Raw genomic sequence first — 21,140 nt, forward strand, 5'->3', positions numbered from 1 at the left:
AAGCGCAGCGAATTCTTTGGGGGAGAATTTAAGAACGGTATCAAGAGCCTGACTCAGCAACATAAAAAAATCCGTAACCTCAGAGAGATTACGGATTCTTACACAGCGACAGGATCGTTCAAGTGATCCTTAACTGATCGGCATTACGGCATCGCCGGGCGTTTTTTATCGTATTAATACAGCGTTTTCTGCGGCGGCCCGGCGAAAGTCAGCGGCCCGACCTGTTTCATGTCCACCTCGACCACCGACGGCCCCGGGTAGTTGATCGCTTCGGCCAGCACGCCGTTGAACTGTGCCGCTGCGTCCACCTTCCAGGCTTTCAGCCCCATCGCTTCGGCAATCTGGGTGAACGCCGGCGTATGCAGCTCGTTGTAATACTGGCGCCCGGCGAAGTACTTGTCCTGAATGCCGCGCATCACGCCATAACCGCCGTCGTTCATGATCAGCAGGGTGATATTCACCTGTTCCTGCGCCATGGTCGCCAACTCGCCCAGGCCCAGCGCCAGACCACCATCGCCCACCAGCCCCACCACCTTGCGCTGCGGGTTGGCAATCGCGGTGCCGATGGCCATCGGCAGCCCCATACCGATGGCACCCGCCAGCGAGTGAATGTTGCACAGCGGCGAGATCGCCCGGAACAACCGGCTGCCCCAGACGCTGCCGGAAACGGTGATATCGCGTACCAACAGCCCGTCCTGCGGCAGCGCGGCGTCGATGGCGTCGTTGAGTTTGGCGTATTCACCGGACTGCTGGCGCAGCGCGCTCTCCGCCTGCTGCACCGCCCCCGCGATCTCGGCATCCCACTCGGCGTTGACCTTCTCGCCGGGGGCCAGCCGCGCCGCCAGCGCCGCCAGCAGCGCCGCACAGTCGCCGTTGATCTGTTCATCGGCCAGATAGTTGCGGTTGGCCGCCGCCGGATCGATGTCAATCTGCACCAGCGGGCGCGGCAGCGGCAGCGTCCAGGTACGGGTTTCATTGCTGCGCAGGCGCGAACCGGCCACCAGCGTCAGATCGCACTGCGTCAGGATCGCTTCGATGCTCGGTGAGTTATGGAACGCCCGCAGGCTGCGCGGATGGCTGTCCGGCAGAATGCCGCGCCCGTGGGTGCTGGAGATCACCGCCACGCCGGCGTCCGCCAGCTTGCGCACCGCGTCGCCGCAGGCCAAGGCGCCGCCGCCCAACCACAGCAGCGGACGCTTGGCCTGTTTCAGCCGCTGATGCAGCCGTTCCACCGCCGCATCGTCCGCCTTCGGCAGCGGCGCCGGCGCCAACGGCTCGGTCAGCACCGAACGGGAAACCAGGATGCTTTGAATATCGATCGGGATCTCGACCGCCACCGGGCCGCAGGGCACGGTTTGCGCATCCAGGATCGCCCGTTGGATCACCGCCACCGCCTGCTCCGGTGAATTGACCCGGTAAGCGCGCTTGGAGCAGGCGCGCAGGAAGCCGAGCTGATCGCGGGTTTCATGAATAAAACCGGCGTCGGCGTCCAGATAGGCTTTTTCCACCTGGCCGGTGATATGCAGCAGCGGCGTGTTGGCATTGAGCGCCTCAATCATCGCCCCCACCGCGTTGCCGGCGCCGGCGCCGGTGCTGGTCAACGCTACGCCCAGGCCGGAGAAACGCCCGTGCGCGTCGGCCATGGTGACCGCCCCCGCTTCGCCGCGCGCCGGCACGAAGCGAATTTTATCGCGCTGCCCCACCGCATCGGCGATCGGCAGATTATGAATCGAAATGATGCCGTACATCGCCGACACCGCATACTGTTCCAGAGTCCGGGCTATCGCCTCGCCAACCGTGATTTTATCGCTCATCATCTGCCTTCTTAGGGTATTCGTTATTAGGGTTATGCGTAGAGGTGTCGGCCTAGTCGCTCCAGCGGTTCACCTGATGGCTCAGCGCCAGATACACGCTTTTCTGCTGCATGTAGGCCTTGATGCCGTTCAGGCCCCTTTCGCGGCCCAGCCCGCTTTCCTTGAAACCGCCGAACGGCGTGGAAATCGAGAACGTTTTGTAGGTATTGACCCAGACGGTGCCGGTTTCCAGCCGCTCCGCCAGCGCCATCGCGCGAGGGAAGTCGCGGCTCCAGATGCCGGCCGCCAGGCCGTACACCGAGTCATTGGCCTGTTCGATCAGCTGTTGCTCATCGTCAAACGGCAGCGCCACCAGCACCGGGCCGAAGATCTCTTCCTGGCAGACGCGGGCGTCGTTGTTCAAGCCTTCAATAATGGTCGGCAGGTAATAGCTACCGCTCGCCAGCTGCGGATCGGCCGGCGCTTCGCCGCCGATGATCACCCGGCCGCCCTCCTGCCGCGCCAGCGCCACGTAGTCCGCCACGCTTTGCCGATGTTTGGCGCTGATCAGCGGGCCGAGATGCACGCCCGGCACCAGCGGGTTGCCGATGCGCAGCCCCGCCGTCAGTTCGGTCAAACGCGCCAGCAGCGGCTGATACAGCGAACGATGCACGAACAGCCGCGAACCGGCGATGCACGCCTGGCCGGCGGAGCTGAAAATGCCGTAGCAGATGCCGCGCGCCGCCTGCTCCAGATCGGCGTCCTCCAGCACGATGGTCGGCGATTTGCCGCCCAATTCCAGCGAAGTGGGGATCAGCTTGTCGGCGGCGATGTGCGCCAAATGGCGCCCGGTGCTGGTCCCGCCGGTAAAGGAGATCTTTTTCACCAGCGGATGGCGCGCCAACGCCTCGCCGATCACCGAACCTTTGCCCGGCAACACGCTGAGCAGCCCAGCCGGCAGGCCCGCCTGTTCGAACAGCTCGGCCAGCTTCAGCGCCATCAGCGGCGTGGCTTCGGCCGGTTTGAGCACCACCGCGTTGCCCGCCGCCAGCGCCGGCGCCACCTTCTGCATTTCGCTGGCGATCGGCGAGTTCCACGGCGTAATGGCGGCGATCACCCCCATCGGTTGATACTGGCTTATCGTCATCACCTCGGCGCTGCGCGGGGTCGGCAGCTCGCCTTCCAACACCTCGCAGGCGGCCGCGAAGTAGCGCGCGGTCGCCGCCGCGCTGGCCACCAGCCCGCGGGTTTCCGCCAGCGGCTTGCCGTTGTCGCGGGTCTGCAGCTCGGCCAACTGTTCCTGCTGCGCCAGAATCAGGTTGCTGACGCGGTAGAGGATCGAGGCGCGTTGGTGCGGCACCAGCCCACGCCATTCCGGCGCGCGCCAGGCGCGTTCCGCTGCTTCCACCGCCTCGTTCACGTCCTCGACGTTCGCGGCACGCAGCCGCGCGTTGACGCTGCCGTCGGCCGGGAATACCGAAGCCATCTCTTCGCCACGCCCTTCACGCCAGCGCCCGGCGACAAAAATATTCAATCGTTCCATGCTCCGCTCCTGCCGTTCAGGCAATAAAACCGCCGTCCACCAGACGGCGACAGGCTTGTACCGCGCTCAGCGCCGCCAGGGTTGATGTTTTGGGATTGCTCGCCAGCGGGGTGCCGCTCAGCTCGATGTGAAATTCGCCAAAGTCGCCGCACACCTGCAGACGATGGGTATTGCGCCGGGTGGCGGGATCGACCTGCAGGCGTACCCGGGTGGCGTCCATCCCCAGGCCGTTGAGCGCAATGGTGGCCGCCACGTTGGCATTGGCCGGGAACAAACGCGCCGCTTCGCGCGCCGACCCTTCAAAAAATACCTGCGCTTCGCTCACCGCATTGAGGTCGATCAGCTGCTCCGCCGGGCTGCCGCGCCAGCTGGCCGGGCTTTTGCTGGCCTGATAGGTCACGCTCTCCAGCCCGCCTTCGCGCGCCGACGCCAGCCCATCCATCCCCGCCACCGCACCGGACAACACGATCAACTGCCCGTGATGGCGGCGGCAAACCTGCTGCAGCCGCTGTTGCAATGCGGCGTCCGCCAGCGCGCCGGTCGAGATCAGCGCCAGCGGCCAACCGCGCTGCAGAACCGCTTCGCCGAACTCCGCCACCGCCTGCTGGCTGGCGCACTCCAGCACCAGATCCGGCCGCTGCAAACACTGCTCGGGATGGGTCAACGCCTGCACCCGCCCGCCAAAGGCCTCGGCGATCGCCGCATGATGAGCCGCGCGCGCCAGGATCCAACCGACCTCCACGCCTTCCGGCAAACGGGCGATCACTTCCTTCGCCATCGCGCCGTAGCCAATCATCATGATCTTCTTCATCTTTATCGGCCCCTGCTACACATGGCGGTTAAAGCCGCCGGATACGTCCAGCGCCGCGCCGGTGGTAAAGGAAGCCAGCGGCGAAGCGAGGAACAGCAGCGCCTGCGCCGGCTCCTGCGGCTTGCCGAGGCGCTTCATCGGGATGCCGCGGCGTTCGGCGATCGCCGCCGTCCACTGCTCCCAGCTTTGATCTTTATCGCTGCGCTCGTCGAAACGGCGGCGCCATTGGCCCGACTCCACCATCCCCAGCAAGATCGAGTTAACGCGAATGCCTTTGCCCACCAGCTCTTTCGACAGCGTCAGCGTCATGTTGAGCAGCGCGGCGCGCGCCGCCGAGGTGGCGATCATGTGTTCTTCCGGCTGCAGCGCCAGCAGCGAGTTCACGCAGGTGATCGACGCGATCGTCGACCGTTCCAGCGCCGGTAAGAACGCCTGCACCGGGTTGATCACGCCGAACAGCTTCAGCTCGGCCTCATGCAGCCAGGCTTCGCGCGGCGTTTGGTCAAAATGGGCGACGAAGCCCTGACCGGCGTTGTTGATCAGCAGATCCACGCCGCCGAAATGCGCCGTCACCTGGTCAGCGAACTGCGCCACCTGCTGCGCGTCCAGTACGTCGCAGCGCAGCGCCAGGATCTCCGCCTGCGGAAACTCCGCACGCAGGCTGGCTGCTGCGCCGGCCAGTTTGTCCGGATCGCGGCCGCAGAACGCCACCTTCGCCCCTTCGGCCAGCAGCAGTTTCAGGGTTTCGAAACCGATGCCCGACGAGCCGCCGGTTACCACCGCCACCCGATTCTCAAGCTGAAAATTCATCGTTGGATTGCTCCCGTAAAGTCCCGCAGATAGCGGTTGAAACACGCCGGCGCGTCGAGGTAGCTGGCATGGCCGGCGGCGGCGATCAAACGCAGCGTCGCGTCCTGCTCACGCGCCAGCTCGGCCGCCTTCTCCGGCGGCGTAATGCGATCCTGTTCACCGCACCAGACTTCCAGAGGGCCGCGATAGCGCGCCAGATAGCGGCCGATATCGTCGTTGGCCAGCATCCAGGCGGCGCTCAGAAAACCGTCGGGATCGAGCTGCTGCATGCCGTTGCGCACCCAGGCGATATCCTGCGGATCCGCCCCTTCACGCAGCAAGGCCGCCGCCCGCTGCTCGCCATAGCCCACCGGCCCCAGCGTCTCTATCATCTGTTGGCGCTGGCCGTACACCTGCCGACGTTTTTCCTCCGGCGCCGTGGCATAGCCCTGCGCCGGATCCGCCAACACCAATCCACATAACCCGTCCGGATAGCCGGCGGCATAGGCGCTGCCGATCAGCGCCCCCAGCGAATGGCCGACGATCAGCGGCTGCGCCAGCTGCAGCTCATCAATCAGCGCCGCCAACGCCGCCGCATAACCGGCGGCATCGGCCTGAGGATCCGCCAACGGCAGGCTGCCGCCGTAGCCCGGCGCATCCCACGCCAACAGACGGTGGCCGTCCGTCAGGCCGCTATCGTTGAGCTGCTTGATCCACGAGGCCGATCCGGAGCTGATGCCGTGCAGCAATACCACCGGCCGCCCCTGCCCGGCCTCGCGCCAGCTCAGGGTATACGCCCCGCAGCGCGCCCGTTGGCGTTGCGCCAGGCCGTTCATCAGTTGCGCTTCACTTTGGACAGCGGGTGATCCGCCGGATAGGTCGGGATCTCCGGCTTGGCGGTGCCGAGCATCACGCACATCAGCGCCTCTTCCTCGCCGTGGTTGAACAGGCCGCGATACACCCCCGCCGGCACCGAGATCAGATCGCGCTCTTTCAGCCTGGTTTCGTAATACTCTTCCCCATCCTGAATCATCAGCGTGATGCTGCCTTTCAGCATGAAGAACACTTCTTCCACGTCGTCGTGCAGGTGCAGCGGGCCCTCGCACTTCGACGGCAGCACCATGGTGGAGAAGGTGAAATTGCCCGCCGGAATGGTGTTGGCGTCGCTGGCCACGCCGGTAGCGCCGGTACCGATGTAGCGCATCTGCGCACGGCGGTATTTCGGGTCAAAGTCGGCCTGGAACTTCAGCGCGTTCCAGTCGTATTTACGGCCTTCGAAACGGGCGATGCGCGACTCCACCCAATTTTCCATCGACAGATCCTGCGGCTTAACGCCGGCTTTGTTCTCAACCTGAGACATGTTGTCACTCCTCTGTTGAATCGATTGATTAATCAGTACTTTCTCAGTAACGGCAGCAGAATGAGGCAGCCGACGAAAGCCATCACCACCAGGAACAGCAGGCCGTTATCCATATTGCCGGTGGCGGCGATCAACGCCCCCATCAGCACCGGCGCCAGCGCGCCGGCAAAATTGCCCAACCCGTTGAAGATACCGCCGGCGGTAGCGCTGACCTTGCTGCTGGTCGCCTTCGCCAACAGCGCGAAAATATTCGGCGCGCCGGCGCCCCACATAAAGGTGCTGAAGGCCATGGCGGCGATCACGCTGTAGGTGCCCTGCAGGTGCAGCACCACCGCCAGACCGAGGCCGGCACCGCACAGCGACAGGAAGCAGGCCAGCGCGCGCCGATCCAGCTTGTCCGACAGCCAGGCGCCCAGCACTTCGCCGAGCAGCATGGCGATGAACGGCAGCGAAGAGAGATAACCGGCATGCTCCAGATGAATGCCTTTCCCCTTGATCAGGTAGCTCGGCAACCAGCCGTTCATGCCCCACAGGTAGGTCAGGAAGGCGATGTTGAACAGGCAGATCATCCAAAAGTGCGGGCTGCGCAGCAGCTCGCGGCGATGCTGTTGGCGTTCCGACACCGCCGGCTTGGTCGCCGCCGCCGGACGCGCGACGTTCAGGTGGCGCATGCCGAACAGCACCAGCAACATCACCGGCAACGTCAGAAACGCCATAAAGAAGAAGGTGGCCTGCCAGTCGAAGGTATTGAGGATGTACAGGGTGACCGGGAAGCCAAGCGCGGCGCCCAGCGGCGTGCCGAGCAGCCACAGCATGGTGGCGCGCGCCTGCAGCTGCGGCGGGAAGGCCTGACGAATAATGGCGTAGGCCATCGGCAGCAGCGGCCCTTCGGCGATACCGAGCAGAATGCGCAGCGTCATCATGGCGTGATAGGAACGCACCATCCCCATCAACACCATCAGCACGCCCCACACCACCATCATGCCAATCAATACCTTGACCGGATTAAGCCGATCGCCGATGCCGCTGAGCAGCATCGAGGAAATGCCGTAGGAGAACAGAAACGCGCTCATCAGCAAGCCCAGCCGCGCCGGGTCAAAACCGATCCCTAACGCCTGCTGGAACTCGCTATCGGAAAACAGCGCCGCGATGCTGATCTTGTCGAAAAACGCCAACAGCACGCAGGCAAACAGCGCGATCGGCACCGACCAGCGCACCCGCTGCTGCGGATTTTCGGCAACGGCTTCCCCCGCCCGTCCAGCGCGGGCGTCAATGTCTTGCGTAGTCATAAAACGCTCCCGAGGTTCGGGCGTTATTTCAACGCCATCAAAGAAAACTCCGCATCCGCCAACTGCTGCGGATCCAGCACCCGGCCGCTCGCCAACCAACGCTTGCCGAGCTTGATAGTGCGCGCGTCGTTGAACGCCACCATCTGCACCAGCTGCCGATCGGCGTTCAGCGTGAAGAACACCTGCGACTGCGGCGTGCGGCGCACCACATGGTGCACGCCGCCACTCGGCACGCCGAGGATCTGGATATTAGCGTCGTATTGATCCGACCAAAGCCAGGCCACGTCGTCATACGGGGCGGCGAAGGCGTCGAGCATCGCACAGGCGGTGCTGATGGCCTGATTTTGTGCGTAGGCCCAGGACTGCAGGCACAGGCCAAGCGTCGGGTGGCGCGCCACATCGCCGGCGGCGAAGATCGCCGGATGGCTGGTGCGCCCCTGGCCGTCGACCACGATGCCGGAGTCGATCGCCAGCCCGGCGCTGCGCGCCAGTTCGAGATTCAGCTCGACGCCGATCCCCACCACCACCAGATCGAAGGCCTGCGGATCGCTGACTTCGCTGCCGATCCAGGCGGTGCCGTCGCGATCTTCCAGCGAGATCTCGCCGCAGCCGCACAGCACCGTGACGCCCTGCTGGCGATGCAGTTCGAGCAACGCCTGTGAGACGTCGGCGCCGACGCTGCGCATGCACAGCGCAGGCTGGCGTTCAAACACCGTCACCTCGGCGCCGAGACGGCGCGCGGAAGCGGCGATCTCCAGCCCAATCCAACCGCCGCCGACGATCGCCAGGCGACGGCAGCCCTGCAGGCCCTGCCGCAACCGGGCCGCATCGTCCCAGGAACGCAGCGTCATCACGCGCGGGTGCTGCGCCCAGGCGGCGCTCGGCACACGCGGCCGCCCGCCGGTGGCGATCAGCAACTGCTCGAACTGCAGCCGTTGCCCGTCGCTGAGCGTGACGATTTGCTGTTCTGCATCGATGGACTCGGCGCGCAGCGGGCGACGCCAGTCGATATTCAGCTCCGCCACCGCCTGTTCGCTGAACAGCCGGCTGAGGGGAGCCGCGGCATCCAGCAGCGCCGCTTTCGACAGCGGCGGCCGCTCGTAAAAATCGTAGGGTTCGTCGCTGACAACCGTCAGCCGGCCGCTGTAACCGCGATCGCGCAACGTCTTGGCCGCCCAGCCGCCGGCCTGGCCGCCGCCGACGATGACGATGCCCGCGTGTTCCGGCCGGTTCATAACGCCTCCGCCTTTTTATGCTGGCGGCGCGTGTCGTGATCGATGCCGCCCTCTACCGCCCATTCGGTGAAGGAGACCAATGAATGCTCCAGCTCACGCGGCTGCCAGTTTTCCGTCAGATAATCGTCGTTGGTGTAGTACTCGAACGCGCCGCCGGTCGGGCTGTTGACGTACCAGAAATAGGCCGAGGAGATCGGGTGGCGGCCGGGGCCGATAAAGGTGCTCCACTTCTCTTTGTTCATGGCGATGCCGCCGCCGATCACTTCGTGGATATCGCGCACGGTGAACGCCACGTGGTTCAGGCCCCGTGGGCGGTTCGGCAGCTTCAGCAGGAACAGGTTATGGTGGCCGCCGCGCGCCTGGGTACGCAGGAAGACGGCGCGATCGATATAGCGATCGGAAACCTGGAAATCCAACAGCTCGCGATAGAAACGCTCGGTCGCCGCCAGGTCCTCAACGAAGAACACCACGTGGCCAATGTTGATCGGCTGCGCCTGCGAATAAACCGGGCTGGGTTGATCGATGCGGCGCACGTCGCCCCATTGGTTGATCGGCGTGACCGGCACCTCGACCGCCTGCTGGCGGCTGACGACGAAGCGCAGCGTCATGCCGTTGGGATCGAGGCATTCCAGCTCTTCTCCCACCTGACGGAAGCCGGGCATCAGCGCCAAACGCGGCTGCAGGCGCGCCAGATCGGCGGGCGAGGCCACGCCCCAGGTCATGCGGCGCAGGGTAGAACCGCCCTCAAACGCCGCAGGCAGCGCCGCGCTTTGCAACGGGTGCAGGACAACCCGCGCCCCGCTCAGGGTAGTGAATTCGCGCTGCGGTTCGCCCCAATGTTGCGTGGCGGGCTGCAGGCCGAAGTCTTGCATGAATTTTTCGCAGGTTGGCAGATCTTCGACGCCAAATTCCAGTTTTTCGATTCCGATTACGCTCATTGTTCAGCCTCACGTTCTCGCTGCATACGGTTTTCAGGCATGAGTGAACCCCGGCCCCTGTTTGCTACGGGCCTTATCCCTGCCTGAGTAAAAGAGTCGGTCCTGTCGGTTAGCCGACGTTGGCCTGCGGCGGCGCGCCGAGGAAGCCGGAAATTTTCTCCGCCGCGTCGCGCACTTCCATGCGCAGCCGCTCGCGATCCGCTTTCGGGATCTCATCGGACGGCACCATGATGCTGACCACCGCCTCGACCCGCTGCTCGCGGTTGAAGATCGGGTAGACGATCGAGGAGATGCCGTGGCGGAAGAACGATTCGCCGATCACATAGCCGCGCGCTTTGTCTTGCTGCACCATCTGCCACAGCGTTTCGCGATCCGCCGGGGTGCCCGGCGCATTGCCCGGCAGTTGCGCGTCCGGATAAAGCTGTTCGAACTCGCTGCGGGTGGCGCTGGTCAACAGCATGCGACCCAGAGAGGTTTGGTGCACCGGCAAACGGGTGCCGACGCTGACCTGATTGATCTGCGAACCGGCGGCGCTGACGCGGGCGATGTAAATAACGTCGCGCCCATCGCGGATCGCCAGATGGCTGCTGCACTGGCTGCGATCGCGCAGCTGCTCAATCACCGGCTGGCCGGCCTGCGCCACGTCCAGCGACGCGATGTATTCGAAGCCGAGGCGCAGCACCTTGATGCCGAGCGCAAAGGTGTTGGTGCGCGGATTGCGCTCCAAAAAGCCCAGGTGCTCGAGCGTCTGCACCACGCGGTAAGCGGTGGCCTTCGGCATATCGACCAGGCGATGCAACTCGGCGAAAGTCATTTCCTTATGCTGCTCGCCAAACGCCAGCAGCAACTGCAACCCGCGATCCAGTCCCGGGATCAGATACTTACATGCTTGCTCGTCCGCCATCTCTCGCTCCTGCGCTGTGCGCCTGCCCTGCGGGCCTCAGTTGAATACGAAGCCGCCGTTGACCGGCAGCAGTTGGCCGGTGACGAAATCCGCCAGCGACGACAGCAGATAAAGCACCGTACCGTTCACATCGTCCGGATGCTGCGCCCCGGCCAGCGCGCGCCCCTGCTCATACAGCTGATGGCGCTCGGCGGGCACATACTCGGTGGCTTCCACCCGCGTCAGGCCCGGTGCGATGGCGTTGACGCAGATCCCCTGCGGGCCCAGCTCGCGCGCCATCGAGCGGGTCATCGCGATCAGCGCGCCTTTGCTGGCGACATAGGCCATCAGGCGCGGCGCGCCCCACAGCGCAGTGTCCGACGCCACGTTGACGATCTTGGCGTGCGGGTTGCGCGCCAGCAGCGGCACCGCCGCCTGACTCACCAGCCAGGTGCCGCGCACGTTGACCTGCATCACCCGATCCCACAGGTCGATATCGTATTCCATCATGGTTTTGCCGCCGACGCCGGTCGCCAGCGCCGCGTTGTTCACCAGGCCGTCGATCCCGCCGCCTGCGGCGATCTTTTCGAACGCCGAGCGGATCGAATCCGGTGACGCCAGATCGATCGTCTGCATTTCCACCTGAGCGCCCTGCTCGCGCAGCGCGGCACCGCTCGCCGCCAGTTCATCCGCCAGAATGTCGCACATCACCACCTGCGCGCCGGCGGCGGCGATGGCGGCAGCGAAGCTGTAGCCCAGACCGCGCGCCGCCCCGGTGACCACGATGCGTTTACCGTTCAGCAGGCCGTTCACTGCGCCGCCTCCCGTTCGCGCAGCGTCGCCAGCTGTTTCTGCGCCTCTTTCTGCATCAGGCGGCGCAGGCGAGAAAGACCGACGTCGTGCTGGTACAGGTATTCGCGGCCGCGGGCGTTAGGCGCCATGTTCTCAAGCACGATGCGATCCTGCTCGAGCACGTCCCAATGCAATGATTCCAGGCGGTTGCGGTACATGAAGCGCCACATGTCGCGCTGCCAGTCTTTGACCTTACGGATGCGCCAGAAGAAGACCCGGCAGTGATCCTTGTCTTCCGGCACCACCATGCCGATGATCCAGAAGTGGCCACCTGGCCCGAAGCGCTTCTTGTATGGGATCGACAGGCGCATCCAATAGGCGCCGCTGCTGCCGAACTCCACCCAGTCGAAGTTGACGCCGATCTGGCCGTTCTTCTTGAAGATAAACCCGCTGTCGGTCGGTTACAGCCCCATATCCGCCTTGCGATCCCCTTCCGCCATCGAGTGAGAGGAAGAGTGCAGGTAGGTGCCGTGCATCGGATCCATCACGTTTTCCAATGCGTATTGGTAGTTGCAGTTCCAGCTGGCGGTGCACAGGAAGTTGCTGTACGAGGCTTCGTCCGCCAGTTCTTGCGGGAAAGTCAGCGCCGCCGGCGCTTCATCCGCCGTCACGCCGAAATAGAGGAACACCGCGCCATAGGCTTCTTTGGCCGGGTAAGAACGCAGGCATTTTTGCCCCACCAGCGGGCAGCGATCCACTGCCGGCACGTCTTTCACCGTACCGTCGCCGCCGACCTCTACCCCGTGATACCAGCAGGCGATGCGATCGCCGAGGTTCCACCCCATGGAAAGCCGCGCGCCGCGGTGCGGGCAACGGTCTTCCAGCGCGTGGATCTGGCCTTCGCCGTCGCGCCACACCACGATTTGCTGCTCCAGGCGGGTGATGCCGACCGGGTTGTTGCCCACTTCCCAGCTGGCCAGCACCGGATACCACATGCCGCGCAACCCCTGGTCAAGATAGTCCTGCAGGCTCTGTTCGGAGGATGTTGTGTTTGCTGTCATTGTCTTCTCCCGGATGTGGCTCAGAAACCGTTAACGTGAAGGAATTCGCGGAACGTCGCCTCATTCCACGGTTGGCCGCTGCGATCGAACAGGCGGCGCTGATTCAGCGCGCTGACGATCTGCTCCAGCTCTTCCGCGCCCTGATCGAAGATCGTTTCCAGCGCCGCCACCAGGGCGGTTTCGAAACCGTCCGGCACACGGGCGCGGTTTTGCCAGATGACATTGCGGAACTGGCCCGGCTGATGGATTTGACCGTTGCCGCCTTCGCAGGCCGGCGTCACCTGTTGGGTGTCCGGCAGCCAGGGATTGAAATCGGTGATGTGCTGCATGATTACTCCTCCGCGATAAAGGTGATCTGGATTTGGTTGTCGACCACCCGGGTGGGATAGGTTTGCAGATCGCGGCCGCCCGGCTCGCGCAGGCACTGGCCGGTTCGCACGTCAAACAGCGCTTCGTGCAGCGGGCACTCAACCTTGCCGTCGTCTACAAACCCCTGGCTGAGCAAGGCATAAGCATGCGGGCAAACGTCTTCCAGCGCGTAGTAGTTACCGTCGAGCAGGTACACCCCGATCTCTTTTCCTTCCACTTTGCCGGAGAAAGGAAAATCTTCTTTCACCTGAGACACTTCGCACACATTCTTCCAGCTCATTGCTTTTGTCCTCTATCTGATTGTTTCATATATGAAACTCAGTTTCTTATTTAATACAGCCACTATAGGTCTGGCGAAACTTTCGTCAAGCGAGCGGAACGGCAAATGTTAATGAAAGGTTGTTTAAAAATGACAAATGCGGGAAGGATCACGAAATCATGCACCGATATGAAAAACCTATGTCAGTTGTGCGCTCTCCCGCTAATTTATGGCAAAAAATGCGTTGATTCCGACGACGCATTGCGCGTAAAAGTGTTTTCCCACTGTCTTTCACACCCTATTTGATAACAATAAATTTACATCAATCAGCCTCATCCCCCGCGTTTGCGCGCCATGGCATCCGCGGGTGAGTTTGCTGCTGCCTGAATTCGTCAACCGCTCGCATTGAGGAACGCAACGTGCAACAACGTCAACGCTGGTTTGGGGTGATCGCCCTGCTGTTTCTGATCGTTATCGCCTATGCGGATCGGGTCAATATCGCCGTGATGTTGGTCAATCCCGACTTCCTGCAACACTTCCAACTCGGCGGCGACCGCGCCCACCAGGGCACGCTGATGACGGTGTTTTTGCTCGGCTACGGCCTGTCCGCCATGTTGCTGACGCCGTTTCTGGAAACGCTGATGGGTTACCGCCGCGCACTGACGCTGAGCGTGGTGCTGTGGGCGCTGCTCACCGCCGCCTCGCCGCTGGCGGGATCGCTGATGCTGCTGTGCGTGGTGCGCGCGCTGCTTGGCGTCAGCGAGGGGCCGCTGTTCTCGCTGAAGACCATGTACATCAGCGATCATTTCGCCGCCGACGAGCGCGGCAAGCCCAACGCGATCAGCGCGCTGGGCGTTTCATTGGGGCTGGTGCTCGGCTTTCCGCTGGTGAGTTTTCTGATGGCGCATTTCGGCTGGGCGATGTCGTTTCACCTGCTGGCGCTGCTCAACCTGCTGCTGGGGCTGGCGCTGGTGCGGCTGTTCGTTCATCCCCTCGCCCTGTCTTCATCCTCGCGCCCTGCTGCTCCGCAACCGGTGCTGAGCCGCGTCTGGCACACCTTTACGCTGGCCTGGCGCACGCCGATGCTTGGCTGGATCCTGCTGATCGAGATCGCTACGCTCAGCTATCTGTGGGGCTCCAGCTCCTGGTTGCCGGCGTATCTGACCGATGAAAAGGGGTTCTCCATCAAGCAGATGGGCTGGATGGCCGCGCTGCCTTTCATCGTCAGTATCGCCTCCAAATACCTCGGCGGCGTGTTGCTCGATCGTATCCGCCCTTATCAAGCGCCGCTGATCTTCGTCTGCGGCGGCGCAGCGACCGCGCTGTGTATCTATGGCGTGATGAACAGCCATCAGCTTGGCTGGATCGCCTTCTTCCTGCTGGCGGCCAATGCCTGTTGGGGCGCGCAGGGCGCGGCGATCCCTACCCTGCTGCAACATTATGCGCGGCCGGAGGCGGTCGGCAGCGCCTATGGGCTGATCAACGGCATCGGCAATCTGTTTTCGGCGTTTGTGCCGATGGCGATGGGCATGGTGATGGCCAGCCAAGGTAAGGTGTCTTCAGGCTTTGCGGTGCTGATCGCCTCGCAGCTGCTGACATTGCTGGCGGGCGGCGCACTGTTTGGCCGCATGTTGCTGGCGCGGCAGGTGAAACGGGCATAGACCCGTTTCCCTGTCCCGTGCGGCGGAAAACCGACAGCGTTGAGAGGGTGCTCATGGATCTGGACGCCAACAAGCAGCAGACGGGGGACATCCCCCGTCGCCGGGTTGCCTTACCGTTCGGATTCGTAAGCCAAAATGGCCGCAACCTCCGTGTTGCCCGATCGGATCCGCAGCTCACACAGCGTGCTGCGGGTTATCCATGCCAGTGATATTACCGTGGCACAAATAACCACCAATTTTAACAGGCTCCGTTTGTTCGGCATCATGCCTTCTTCTCCTTGCCTCGCGGCGGGTAAGAGGCTAACTTAACGTTGTCTGGCGTTAGAGTTGGCCTCGGGTTGATGGATATCGACTCGGGGCTTTTCTCTTTGTACCTTTCACGCAGGCTCCAGATACAAAGATCCAGAGCACCCGCGCGCAGTATATTCATCCTCTCCGTTGTCCCGTGTCCTTATTCTCTGACTCAGTTTCATTTCTGCGCAGGATTGCGCAAAGGCGTTGCAACAGGCTGAAAATCGCAGCGCGGATGGCGACAAATGAAATAAAAAAAGCGGCCCCATACGATGGGAGCCGCTTTTTCAGCGAGGCGTGGCCTGGCGTCAGGCGTGTTTCTTCGCCGCCTGCAGGTACAGCATCTCCAAGCCCAGGGTCGCCGCGGCCAGCGCGGTGATCTCGGACTGGTCATAGGCCGGCGCCACTTCTACCACGTCCATGCCGACGATGTTCAGCGACTGCATGCCGCGCACCAGTTTCAGCGCACGATCGGAAGTCAGACCGCCGATCACCGGCGTGCCGGTGCCCGGTGCGAACGCCGGATCCAAGCAGTCGATGTCGAAGGTCAGGTACACCGGCATATCGCCGACGATTCCTTTGATCTGAGTCAGCAGGTCGTCCACGCTGCGATCGTTCACCTGCGCAGCGTCCAGCACGGTAAAGCCGTTGTCATAATCGAACTCGGTGCGAATACCGATCTGCACCGAGTGGTGCGGATCGATCAGGCCTTCGTTCGGGGCATGGTAGAACATGGTGCCGTGGTCGAACTTGCTGCCATTCGCGTAGGTATCGGTATGGGCGTCGAAGTGTACCAGCGCCAGCTTGCCGAAATGCTTGGCGTGCGCGCGCAGCAGCGGCAGGGTCACGAAGTGGTCGCCGCCGAACGAGAGCATACGCTTACCGGCCTTCAGCAGTTTCTCCGCGTGCGCCTGCAGCTTGTCGCTCATGTCCTGCGCATCGCCGAAATTGAACACGATGTCGCCGCAGTCAACCACGTTCAGCCGATCGCGCAGATCGAAGCTCCACGGCCAACGGTTGCCTTCCCAGGCCAGGTTGGTAGATACCTGACGAATAGCCGCCGGGCCGTGACGGCCACCGGCGCGACCGGAGGTCGCCATGTCAAACGGAATGCCGGTGATGACCCACTCTGCATCGCTGTCGTAAGGCATGAAGTTCAGCGGAAAGCGCAGGAAACCAAAGGCGTTGGACACTAATGAATTATCGGACTGATGGCCTAAGGTGCTCATAGTAAACCCTCGTAGTTCAACAAGTTGCCAGGCGCAGACGCCGGGCCGTTACAAAAAAAAATCCCTCCCGCGTCGTTAGCCCGACGAGAAAGGGATTTATTCGATGTTTGTTTCGGTGCTACCGATACGGCAGATTATGGCCGCATTTTATCCATGCTTCAAGGGGGCCGATATCGCCCCCCTGAAGAGGGCGGTTACTCGTCTTCCAGATACGTGTAGCCGTACAGGCCGGCCTCAAACTCTTCCAGGAACTGCGCCTGCAGCTCGCTGTCCAGATCGGTTTCTTTGACCTGATCGCGGAATTTGGCCAGCAGCGCACTCGGATCGAGCTGCACGTACTCCAACATGTCCGCCACGGTGTCGCCCTCGTCGGACAGTTCGGTCTCGACGCTGCCGTCCGGGAACACATACACGTCAACCGAGGCGGTATCGCCGAACAGGTTGTGCATGTTGCCGAGGATCTCCTGGTACGCACCGACCATGAAGAAGCCCAGCGCCGGCGGGTTCTCCGGATCGTACGGCGGCATCGGCATGGTGGTCGCCACGCCGTCGCCGTCGACATAGTGGTCGATGGTGCCGTCGGAGTCGCAGGTGATGTCGAGCAGCACCGCGCGGCCTTCCGGCGGCTTATCCAGCCCTTCCAGCGGCAGCACCGGGAACAGCTGATCGATACCCCAGGCATCCGGCATCGACTGGAACAGCGAGAAGTTGACGTAGAACTTGTCCGCCATGCGTTCTTGCAGTTCGTCAATGATCGGACGGTGCGCGCGGTTGCTTGGATCGAGCTGCTGCTGGATCTTGTTGCAGATGTTCAGATACAACTGCTCGGCCCAGGCGCGCTTGGTCAGATCCAACATGCCGTGCGCGTATTGGGTATGCACGTCGTGCAGATCCATCTGGCTGTCGTGCAGCCATTCGCGCAGCGAGCGGCGGTTCTCCGGCTCGTTCATTTCCAGCCAGGTTTCCCACATGCTTTCCAGCGCGCGCGGCGCGTCGGCTTCCGGCGGCAGCGGTTCGCTGAATTCGTTGCGTTCTACGCCGATCACGTTGGAGACCAGCACCGTGTGGTGCGCGGTCACGGCGCGGCCGGACTCGGTGATCACCGTCGGGTGCGGCAGGCCGTGTTCGTTACAGGCGTCGCCGATGCCCCAAATCACGTTGTTGGCATATTCGTTCAGGCCGTAGTTCACCGAGCAGTCGGACTGCGAGCGGGTGCCTTCGTAGTCGACGCCCAAGCCACCGCCCACGTCGAAGCACTGAATGTTGACGCCCAGCTTGTGCAGTTCAACGTAGAAACGCGCCGATTCGCGCACGCCGGTGGCGATATCGCGAATGTTGGCCAGCTGCGAACCCAGATGGAAGTGCAGCAGTTGCAGGCTGTCGAGACGGCCCGCTTCGCGCAGGGTCTCTACCAGCTTCAGCACCTGCACCGCCGCCAGACCGAACTTGGATTTTTCGCCGCCGCTCGACTGCCATTTGCCGGAGCCCTGCGAAGCCAGACGCGCACGCACGCCCAGGCGTGGTATGACGTTCAACCGTTCGGCTTCTTCCAGCACCAGGTTGATCTCGGACATCTTCTCGATCACCAGGTACACCTTGTGCCCCAGTTTTTCCCCGATCAGCGCCAGGCGAATGTATTCACGATCTTTATAGCCGTTACAGACGATCACCGAGCGGGTCATGCCAGCATGCGCCAGCACTGCCATCAGCTCGGCCTTGGAGCCGGCTTCCAGCCCCAGCGGTTCCCCGGAGTTCACCAGCGACTCAATCACGCGGCGATGTTGGTTTACCTTGATCGGATACACCAGGAAATAGCCGCCCTGGTAACCGAAGGACTCACGCGCGCGTTTGAACGCGGCGTTGATCGAACGCAAGCGATGCTGGAGGATCTGCGGGAAGCAGAACAGCGCAGGCAAACGCTGCCCGTCTTGCTGGCGCGTTTTCACCAGTTCTGCCAGATCGACGCGCGCCTGCGGGACATCCGGGTCCGGGCACACGCTGATATGGCCCAGCTCGTTGACGTCATAGTAATTGTTGCCCCAGTAGGCGACGTTATAAGTGCGCAGCATCTTGCTGGCATTACGATCATTCATGGCAACCTCCTGCATGGAGCGCAAAGATAAAGACTCGCCCGCAACCGGCGGGCGGTGAATCAACAGATCATCAGACATGGTTCGCCTCACATTCCGCACTGACGAAACCGTCAGCCACTATCGCAGCTACAACCCGCGAGAACAACCCAACAAGCCGCGCTGGCGGCAGCGAAGAGAACTGCCGTTCGCGGTCAGCGATCGGTTTATCACTCATATAATTGTAAGACACCCTGTTCAAACCTCGTGAATCGGGCCAAGAAACATCCCACAGGAAGGCTGCAGGCTACCCTTGTTCAGTTCTTCAGACGACCGTTAGCCGGCCCGAGAATCCTGAGTAGCGGCCAAGTGTTTATCGCACCTGGTAAGTGACAGAGAGACAAGACGGGAAATAGCAGAAGAATGTGCGCCAGAACGGCACTGCTGTTGGGAGCCAACAACCGGTAGACAACGGATCATTAATCCAACCACCTCCACGCGCGCCGTTCGGAGTGAACGACCCAGCCTCTAAAATAGTGTAAGAACGTGACCGTTCGATGAAGCGGCGGCGCTCACGGCGAACGCCTGCGACGGATAATAGCGCAACGCCGGCGAATGCAAAGCGGAAGTTTATCGCACCTTCCCCACCGCCAATCGCCGTACTGTGCAGCAAATGAACCGCGCGCGCAGTTTATACCGGTAAGCAGGTGAAAAAGCAAAATGAAAATTCGCCGAAAACTGTTTCAAGCGATGAAAATGGCGCCAACCCGTTTGCGCAAAAGAGCGAAAGCGCAAAAAATTACTGGCAATCTGGCTAAACCCTGACCTAAAATAGACGTCCAGATGTTAATCCATCTATACTGGTTAACTGATAAACTGCTTAACGGCTTTGCCTGAGGGGCGTTGCAGGATGCATCTCGCGCCATCAGCGGAAGACCCTTCGCTTTGATGCCGGATCTCCAGCGCTGTGCAGTAATTTCTAACCCGTCTTATGCAAGGTAAAGAACACAATGGCTAAACACCTCTTCACGTCCGAATCCGTCTCCGAAGGACATCCCGATAAAATCGCCGATCAGATCTCCGATGCCGTCCTCGACGCCATCCTGGAACAGGATCCGAAAGCGCGCGTCGCCTGCGAAACCTACGTGAAAACCGGCATGGTGCTGGTCGGCGGTGAAATCACCACCAGCGCCTGGGTCGATATCGAAGAGATCACCCGCAAAACCGTACGCGAAATCGGCTACGTTCATTCGGACATGGGCTTTGACGCCAACTCCTGCGCAGTATTGAGCGCCATCGGCAAACAATCCCCGGATATCAATCAGGGCGTTGACCGTACCGATCCTCTCGAGCAGGGCGCCGGCGATCAGGGCTTGATGTTTGGCTACGCCACCAACGAAACCGACGTGCTGATGCCGGCTCCGGTGACCTACGCACACCGTCTGGTACAGCGCCAGTCCGAAGTGCGCAAAAACGGCACCCTGCCGTGGCTGCGTCCGGACGCGAAGAGCCAGGTGACCTTCCAATACGACGACGGCAAAATCGTCGGTATCGACGCCGTGGTGCTGTCCACCCAGCATTCTGAAGATATCTCGCTGAAAGATCTGCAAGAAGCGGTGATGGAAGAGATCATCAAACCGGTCCTGCCGGCGGAATGGCTGACGGCGGGCACCAAATACCACATCAACCCGACCGGCCGTTTTGTTATCGGCGGCCCGATGGGCGACTGCGGCCTGACCGGCCGTAAGATCATCGTCGACACCTACGGCGGCATGGCGCGCCACGGCGGCGGCGCCTTCTCCGGTAAGGATCCGTCCAAGGTTGACCGTTCCGCGGCTTACGCGGCGCGCTACGTGGCGAAAAACATCGTCGCCGCCGGCCTGGCCGATCGCTGTGAGATCCAGGTGTCTTACGCTATCGGCGTAGCGGAACCGACTTCCATCATGGTGGAAACCTTCGGTACCGAGAAAGTGCCAACCGAACAGCTGACGCTGCTGGTGCGCGAATTCTTCGATCTGCGCCCATACGGCCTGATCCAGATGATGGATCTGCTGCAGCCGATCTACCGCGAAACCGCTGCCTACGGCCACTTCGGCCGCGAGCACTTCCCGTGGGAAGCGACCGACAAAGCCGCGCTGCTGCGCGATGCCGCCGGCCTGAAATAAGCCCCGACATCAACATGAAAACGGCGAGCCTGGGCTCGCCGTTTTTTTTGAGCGGATGGGTGCTCCCGGATCAACGCATCGACTTGCCGGCAAGCGGAGGCCAAGCCCCCGCTGCCGGGTTGCCTTACCGTCCGGATTCGTAAGCCAAAATGGCCGCAACCTCCGTGTTGCCCGATCGGATCCGCAGCTCACACAGCGTGCTGCGGGTTATCCATGCCAGTGATATTACCGTGGCACAAATAACCACCAATTTTAACAGGCTCCGTTTGTTCGGCATCATGCCTTCTTCTCCTTGCCTCGCGGCGGGTAAGAGGCTAACTTAACGTTGTCGTGCGTTAGAGTAGGCCTCGGGTTGATGGATATCGACTCGGGGCTTTTCTCTTTGTCTCTTTCGCACGGGCTCCAGAGACAAAGATCCAGAGCACCCGCCCGCAGTATATTCATCTCACCGCCACGCCACGTGTTCCTTTTCGCACGCAATAGCGTTTTTGCGCAACCGCTCGCAGCGCCTTGCAACACCCTGAAAAGTAAAAATCCGCCTTCATAGAAGGCGGCTTTGACTACGCCCCAGAGGGGCGCTCTAAGTTCGGACTCATAGAGCCC

21 protein-coding genes and 1 pseudogene are annotated in these 21,140 nt (G+C 62.1%); 2 read left to right on the forward strand and 20 right to left on the reverse strand.

All coding sequences use genetic code 11. The features are described 5' to 3' along the window. Positions 1-173 precede the first annotated feature (173 nt). The 14 genes and pseudogenes from AC4PR2_RS25200 to AC4PR2_RS25265 all read right to left on the reverse strand — a co-directional run bounded on the left by AC4PR2_RS25200 (position 174) and on the right by AC4PR2_RS25265 (position 13,143). Positions 174-1,814, reverse strand: coding sequence for a thiamine pyrophosphate-binding protein (locus AC4PR2_RS25200; protein WP_492175623.1), 1,641 nt, complete (start codon positions 1,812-1,814; stop codon positions 174-176). 52 nt (positions 1,815-1,866) lie between these two features. Beyond that, positions 1,867-3,336, reverse strand: a complete 1,470-nt coding sequence (locus AC4PR2_RS25205) for an aldehyde dehydrogenase (RefSeq protein WP_492175624.1) — start codon at positions 3,334-3,336, stop codon at positions 1,867-1,869. Positions 3,337-3,352: 16 nt separating this feature from the next. Continuing rightward, positions 3,353-4,147 (reverse strand): aspartate dehydrogenase, encoded by a 795-nt coding sequence (locus AC4PR2_RS25210; RefSeq protein ID WP_060422711.1) that lies wholly within the window; start codon positions 4,145-4,147, stop codon positions 3,353-3,355. A 15-nt stretch (positions 4,148-4,162) separates the two neighbouring features. Further along, a complete protein-coding gene (locus AC4PR2_RS25215) occupies positions 4,163-4,957 on the reverse strand; it encodes an SDR family oxidoreductase (protein WP_047570596.1) in 795 nt (264 codons plus the stop codon). Beyond that, positions 4,954-5,772, reverse strand: a complete 819-nt coding sequence (locus AC4PR2_RS25220) for an alpha/beta fold hydrolase (RefSeq protein WP_055311972.1) — start codon at positions 5,770-5,772, stop codon at positions 4,954-4,956. The genes AC4PR2_RS25215 and AC4PR2_RS25220 overlap by 4 nt, the downstream gene beginning before the upstream one ends. Continuing rightward, positions 5,772-6,296 carry a cupin domain-containing protein gene (locus AC4PR2_RS25225; protein ID WP_004937634.1) on the reverse strand — a complete coding sequence of 175 codons (525 nt, stop codon included), beginning with the start codon at positions 6,294-6,296 and terminating at the stop codon, positions 5,772-5,774. Before AC4PR2_RS25225 ends, AC4PR2_RS25220 begins: the two co-directional genes overlap by 1 nt. Positions 6,297-6,328: 32 nt before the next feature. After that, positions 6,329-7,585: an MFS transporter gene (locus AC4PR2_RS25230; RefSeq protein WP_038874278.1), complete on the reverse strand. Its 1,257-nt coding sequence runs from the start codon at positions 7,583-7,585 to the stop codon at positions 6,329-6,331. Between the two features lie 23 nt (positions 7,586-7,608). Beyond that, entirely contained in the window at positions 7,609-8,820 is a 1,212-nt protein-coding gene (locus AC4PR2_RS25235; RefSeq protein ID WP_060422706.1) for an NAD(P)/FAD-dependent oxidoreductase, read from the reverse strand. Beyond that, complete coding sequence (locus AC4PR2_RS25240; RefSeq protein ID WP_047729878.1) at positions 8,817-9,758, reverse strand: VOC family protein; 942 nt, start codon at positions 9,756-9,758, stop codon at positions 8,817-8,819. The genes AC4PR2_RS25235 and AC4PR2_RS25240 overlap by 4 nt, the downstream gene beginning before the upstream one ends. A gap of 109 nt (positions 9,759-9,867) precedes the next feature. Continuing rightward, a complete protein-coding gene (locus tag AC4PR2_RS25245; protein ID WP_004937625.1) occupies positions 9,868-10,662 on the reverse strand; it encodes an IclR family transcriptional regulator in 795 nt (264 codons plus the stop codon). Positions 10,663-10,698: 36 nt separating this feature from the next. Continuing rightward, positions 10,699-11,454, reverse strand: a complete 756-nt coding sequence (locus tag AC4PR2_RS25250; RefSeq protein WP_443014591.1) for an SDR family oxidoreductase — start codon at positions 11,452-11,454, stop codon at positions 10,699-10,701. Then, positions 11,451-12,494, reverse strand: a pseudogene (locus AC4PR2_RS25255) (Rieske 2Fe-2S domain-containing protein). The gene AC4PR2_RS25250 and the pseudogene AC4PR2_RS25255 overlap by 4 nt, the downstream one beginning before the upstream one ends. A gap of 20 nt (positions 12,495-12,514) precedes the next feature. After that, entirely contained in the window at positions 12,515-12,823 is a 309-nt protein-coding gene (locus tag AC4PR2_RS25260; RefSeq protein WP_443014592.1) for a recombinase-like helix-turn-helix domain-containing protein, read from the reverse strand. Between the two features lie 2 nt (positions 12,824-12,825). Next, on the reverse strand, positions 12,826-13,143 hold the full coding sequence (locus AC4PR2_RS25265) for a non-heme iron oxygenase ferredoxin subunit (protein WP_004937614.1): 318 nt from the start codon (positions 13,141-13,143) through the stop codon (positions 12,826-12,828). 398 nt (positions 13,144-13,541) lie between these two features. On the opposite strand from AC4PR2_RS25265, the gene AC4PR2_RS25270 reads away from it, so the two are divergent. Then, positions 13,542-14,783 (forward strand): MFS transporter, encoded by a 1,242-nt coding sequence (locus tag AC4PR2_RS25270; protein ID WP_060441052.1) that lies wholly within the window; start codon positions 13,542-13,544, stop codon positions 14,781-14,783. A gap of 110 nt (positions 14,784-14,893) precedes the next feature. On the opposite strand, the gene AC4PR2_RS25275 is transcribed toward AC4PR2_RS25270, so the two are convergent. From AC4PR2_RS25275 to AC4PR2_RS25290, 4 genes are all read right to left on the reverse strand, one after another. Beyond that, on the reverse strand, positions 14,894-15,046 hold the full coding sequence (locus tag AC4PR2_RS25275; RefSeq protein ID WP_033638576.1) for a Hok/Gef family protein: 153 nt from the start codon (positions 15,044-15,046) through the stop codon (positions 14,894-14,896). 336 nt (positions 15,047-15,382) lie between these two features. Then, positions 15,383-16,303: an agmatinase gene (speB, locus tag AC4PR2_RS25280; protein WP_147840640.1), complete on the reverse strand. Its 921-nt coding sequence runs from the start codon at positions 16,301-16,303 to the stop codon at positions 15,383-15,385. 194 nt (positions 16,304-16,497) lie between these two features. Further along, positions 16,498-18,474 (reverse strand): biosynthetic arginine decarboxylase, encoded by a 1,977-nt coding sequence (speA, locus tag AC4PR2_RS25285; protein WP_055311965.1) that lies wholly within the window; start codon positions 18,472-18,474, stop codon positions 16,498-16,500. Positions 18,475-18,708: 234 nt separating this feature from the next. Further along, a complete protein-coding gene (locus AC4PR2_RS25290; protein ID WP_464017219.1) occupies positions 18,709-18,852 on the reverse strand; it encodes a hypothetical protein in 144 nt (47 codons plus the stop codon). A 530-nt stretch (positions 18,853-19,382) separates the two neighbouring features. On the opposite strand from AC4PR2_RS25290, the gene metK reads away from it, so the two are divergent. Next, positions 19,383-20,537 carry a methionine adenosyltransferase gene (gene metK / locus AC4PR2_RS25295; protein ID WP_016926681.1) on the forward strand — a complete coding sequence of 385 codons (1,155 nt, stop codon included), beginning with the start codon at positions 19,383-19,385 and terminating at the stop codon, positions 20,535-20,537. A gap of 124 nt (positions 20,538-20,661) precedes the next feature. Here metK and AC4PR2_RS25300 read toward each other — a convergent pair whose 3' ends face one another. After that, positions 20,662-20,814, reverse strand: coding sequence for a Hok/Gef family protein (locus AC4PR2_RS25300; protein WP_443014617.1), 153 nt, complete (start codon positions 20,812-20,814; stop codon positions 20,662-20,664). Further along, a partial coding sequence (locus AC4PR2_RS25305) for a hypothetical protein (RefSeq protein ID WP_492175625.1) occupies positions 20,814-21,140 on the reverse strand: 327 nt, incomplete at its 5' end. The genes AC4PR2_RS25305 and AC4PR2_RS25300, both read right to left, overlap by 1 nt.

This window comes from Serratia sp. A07 (genome assembly GCF_058725505.1).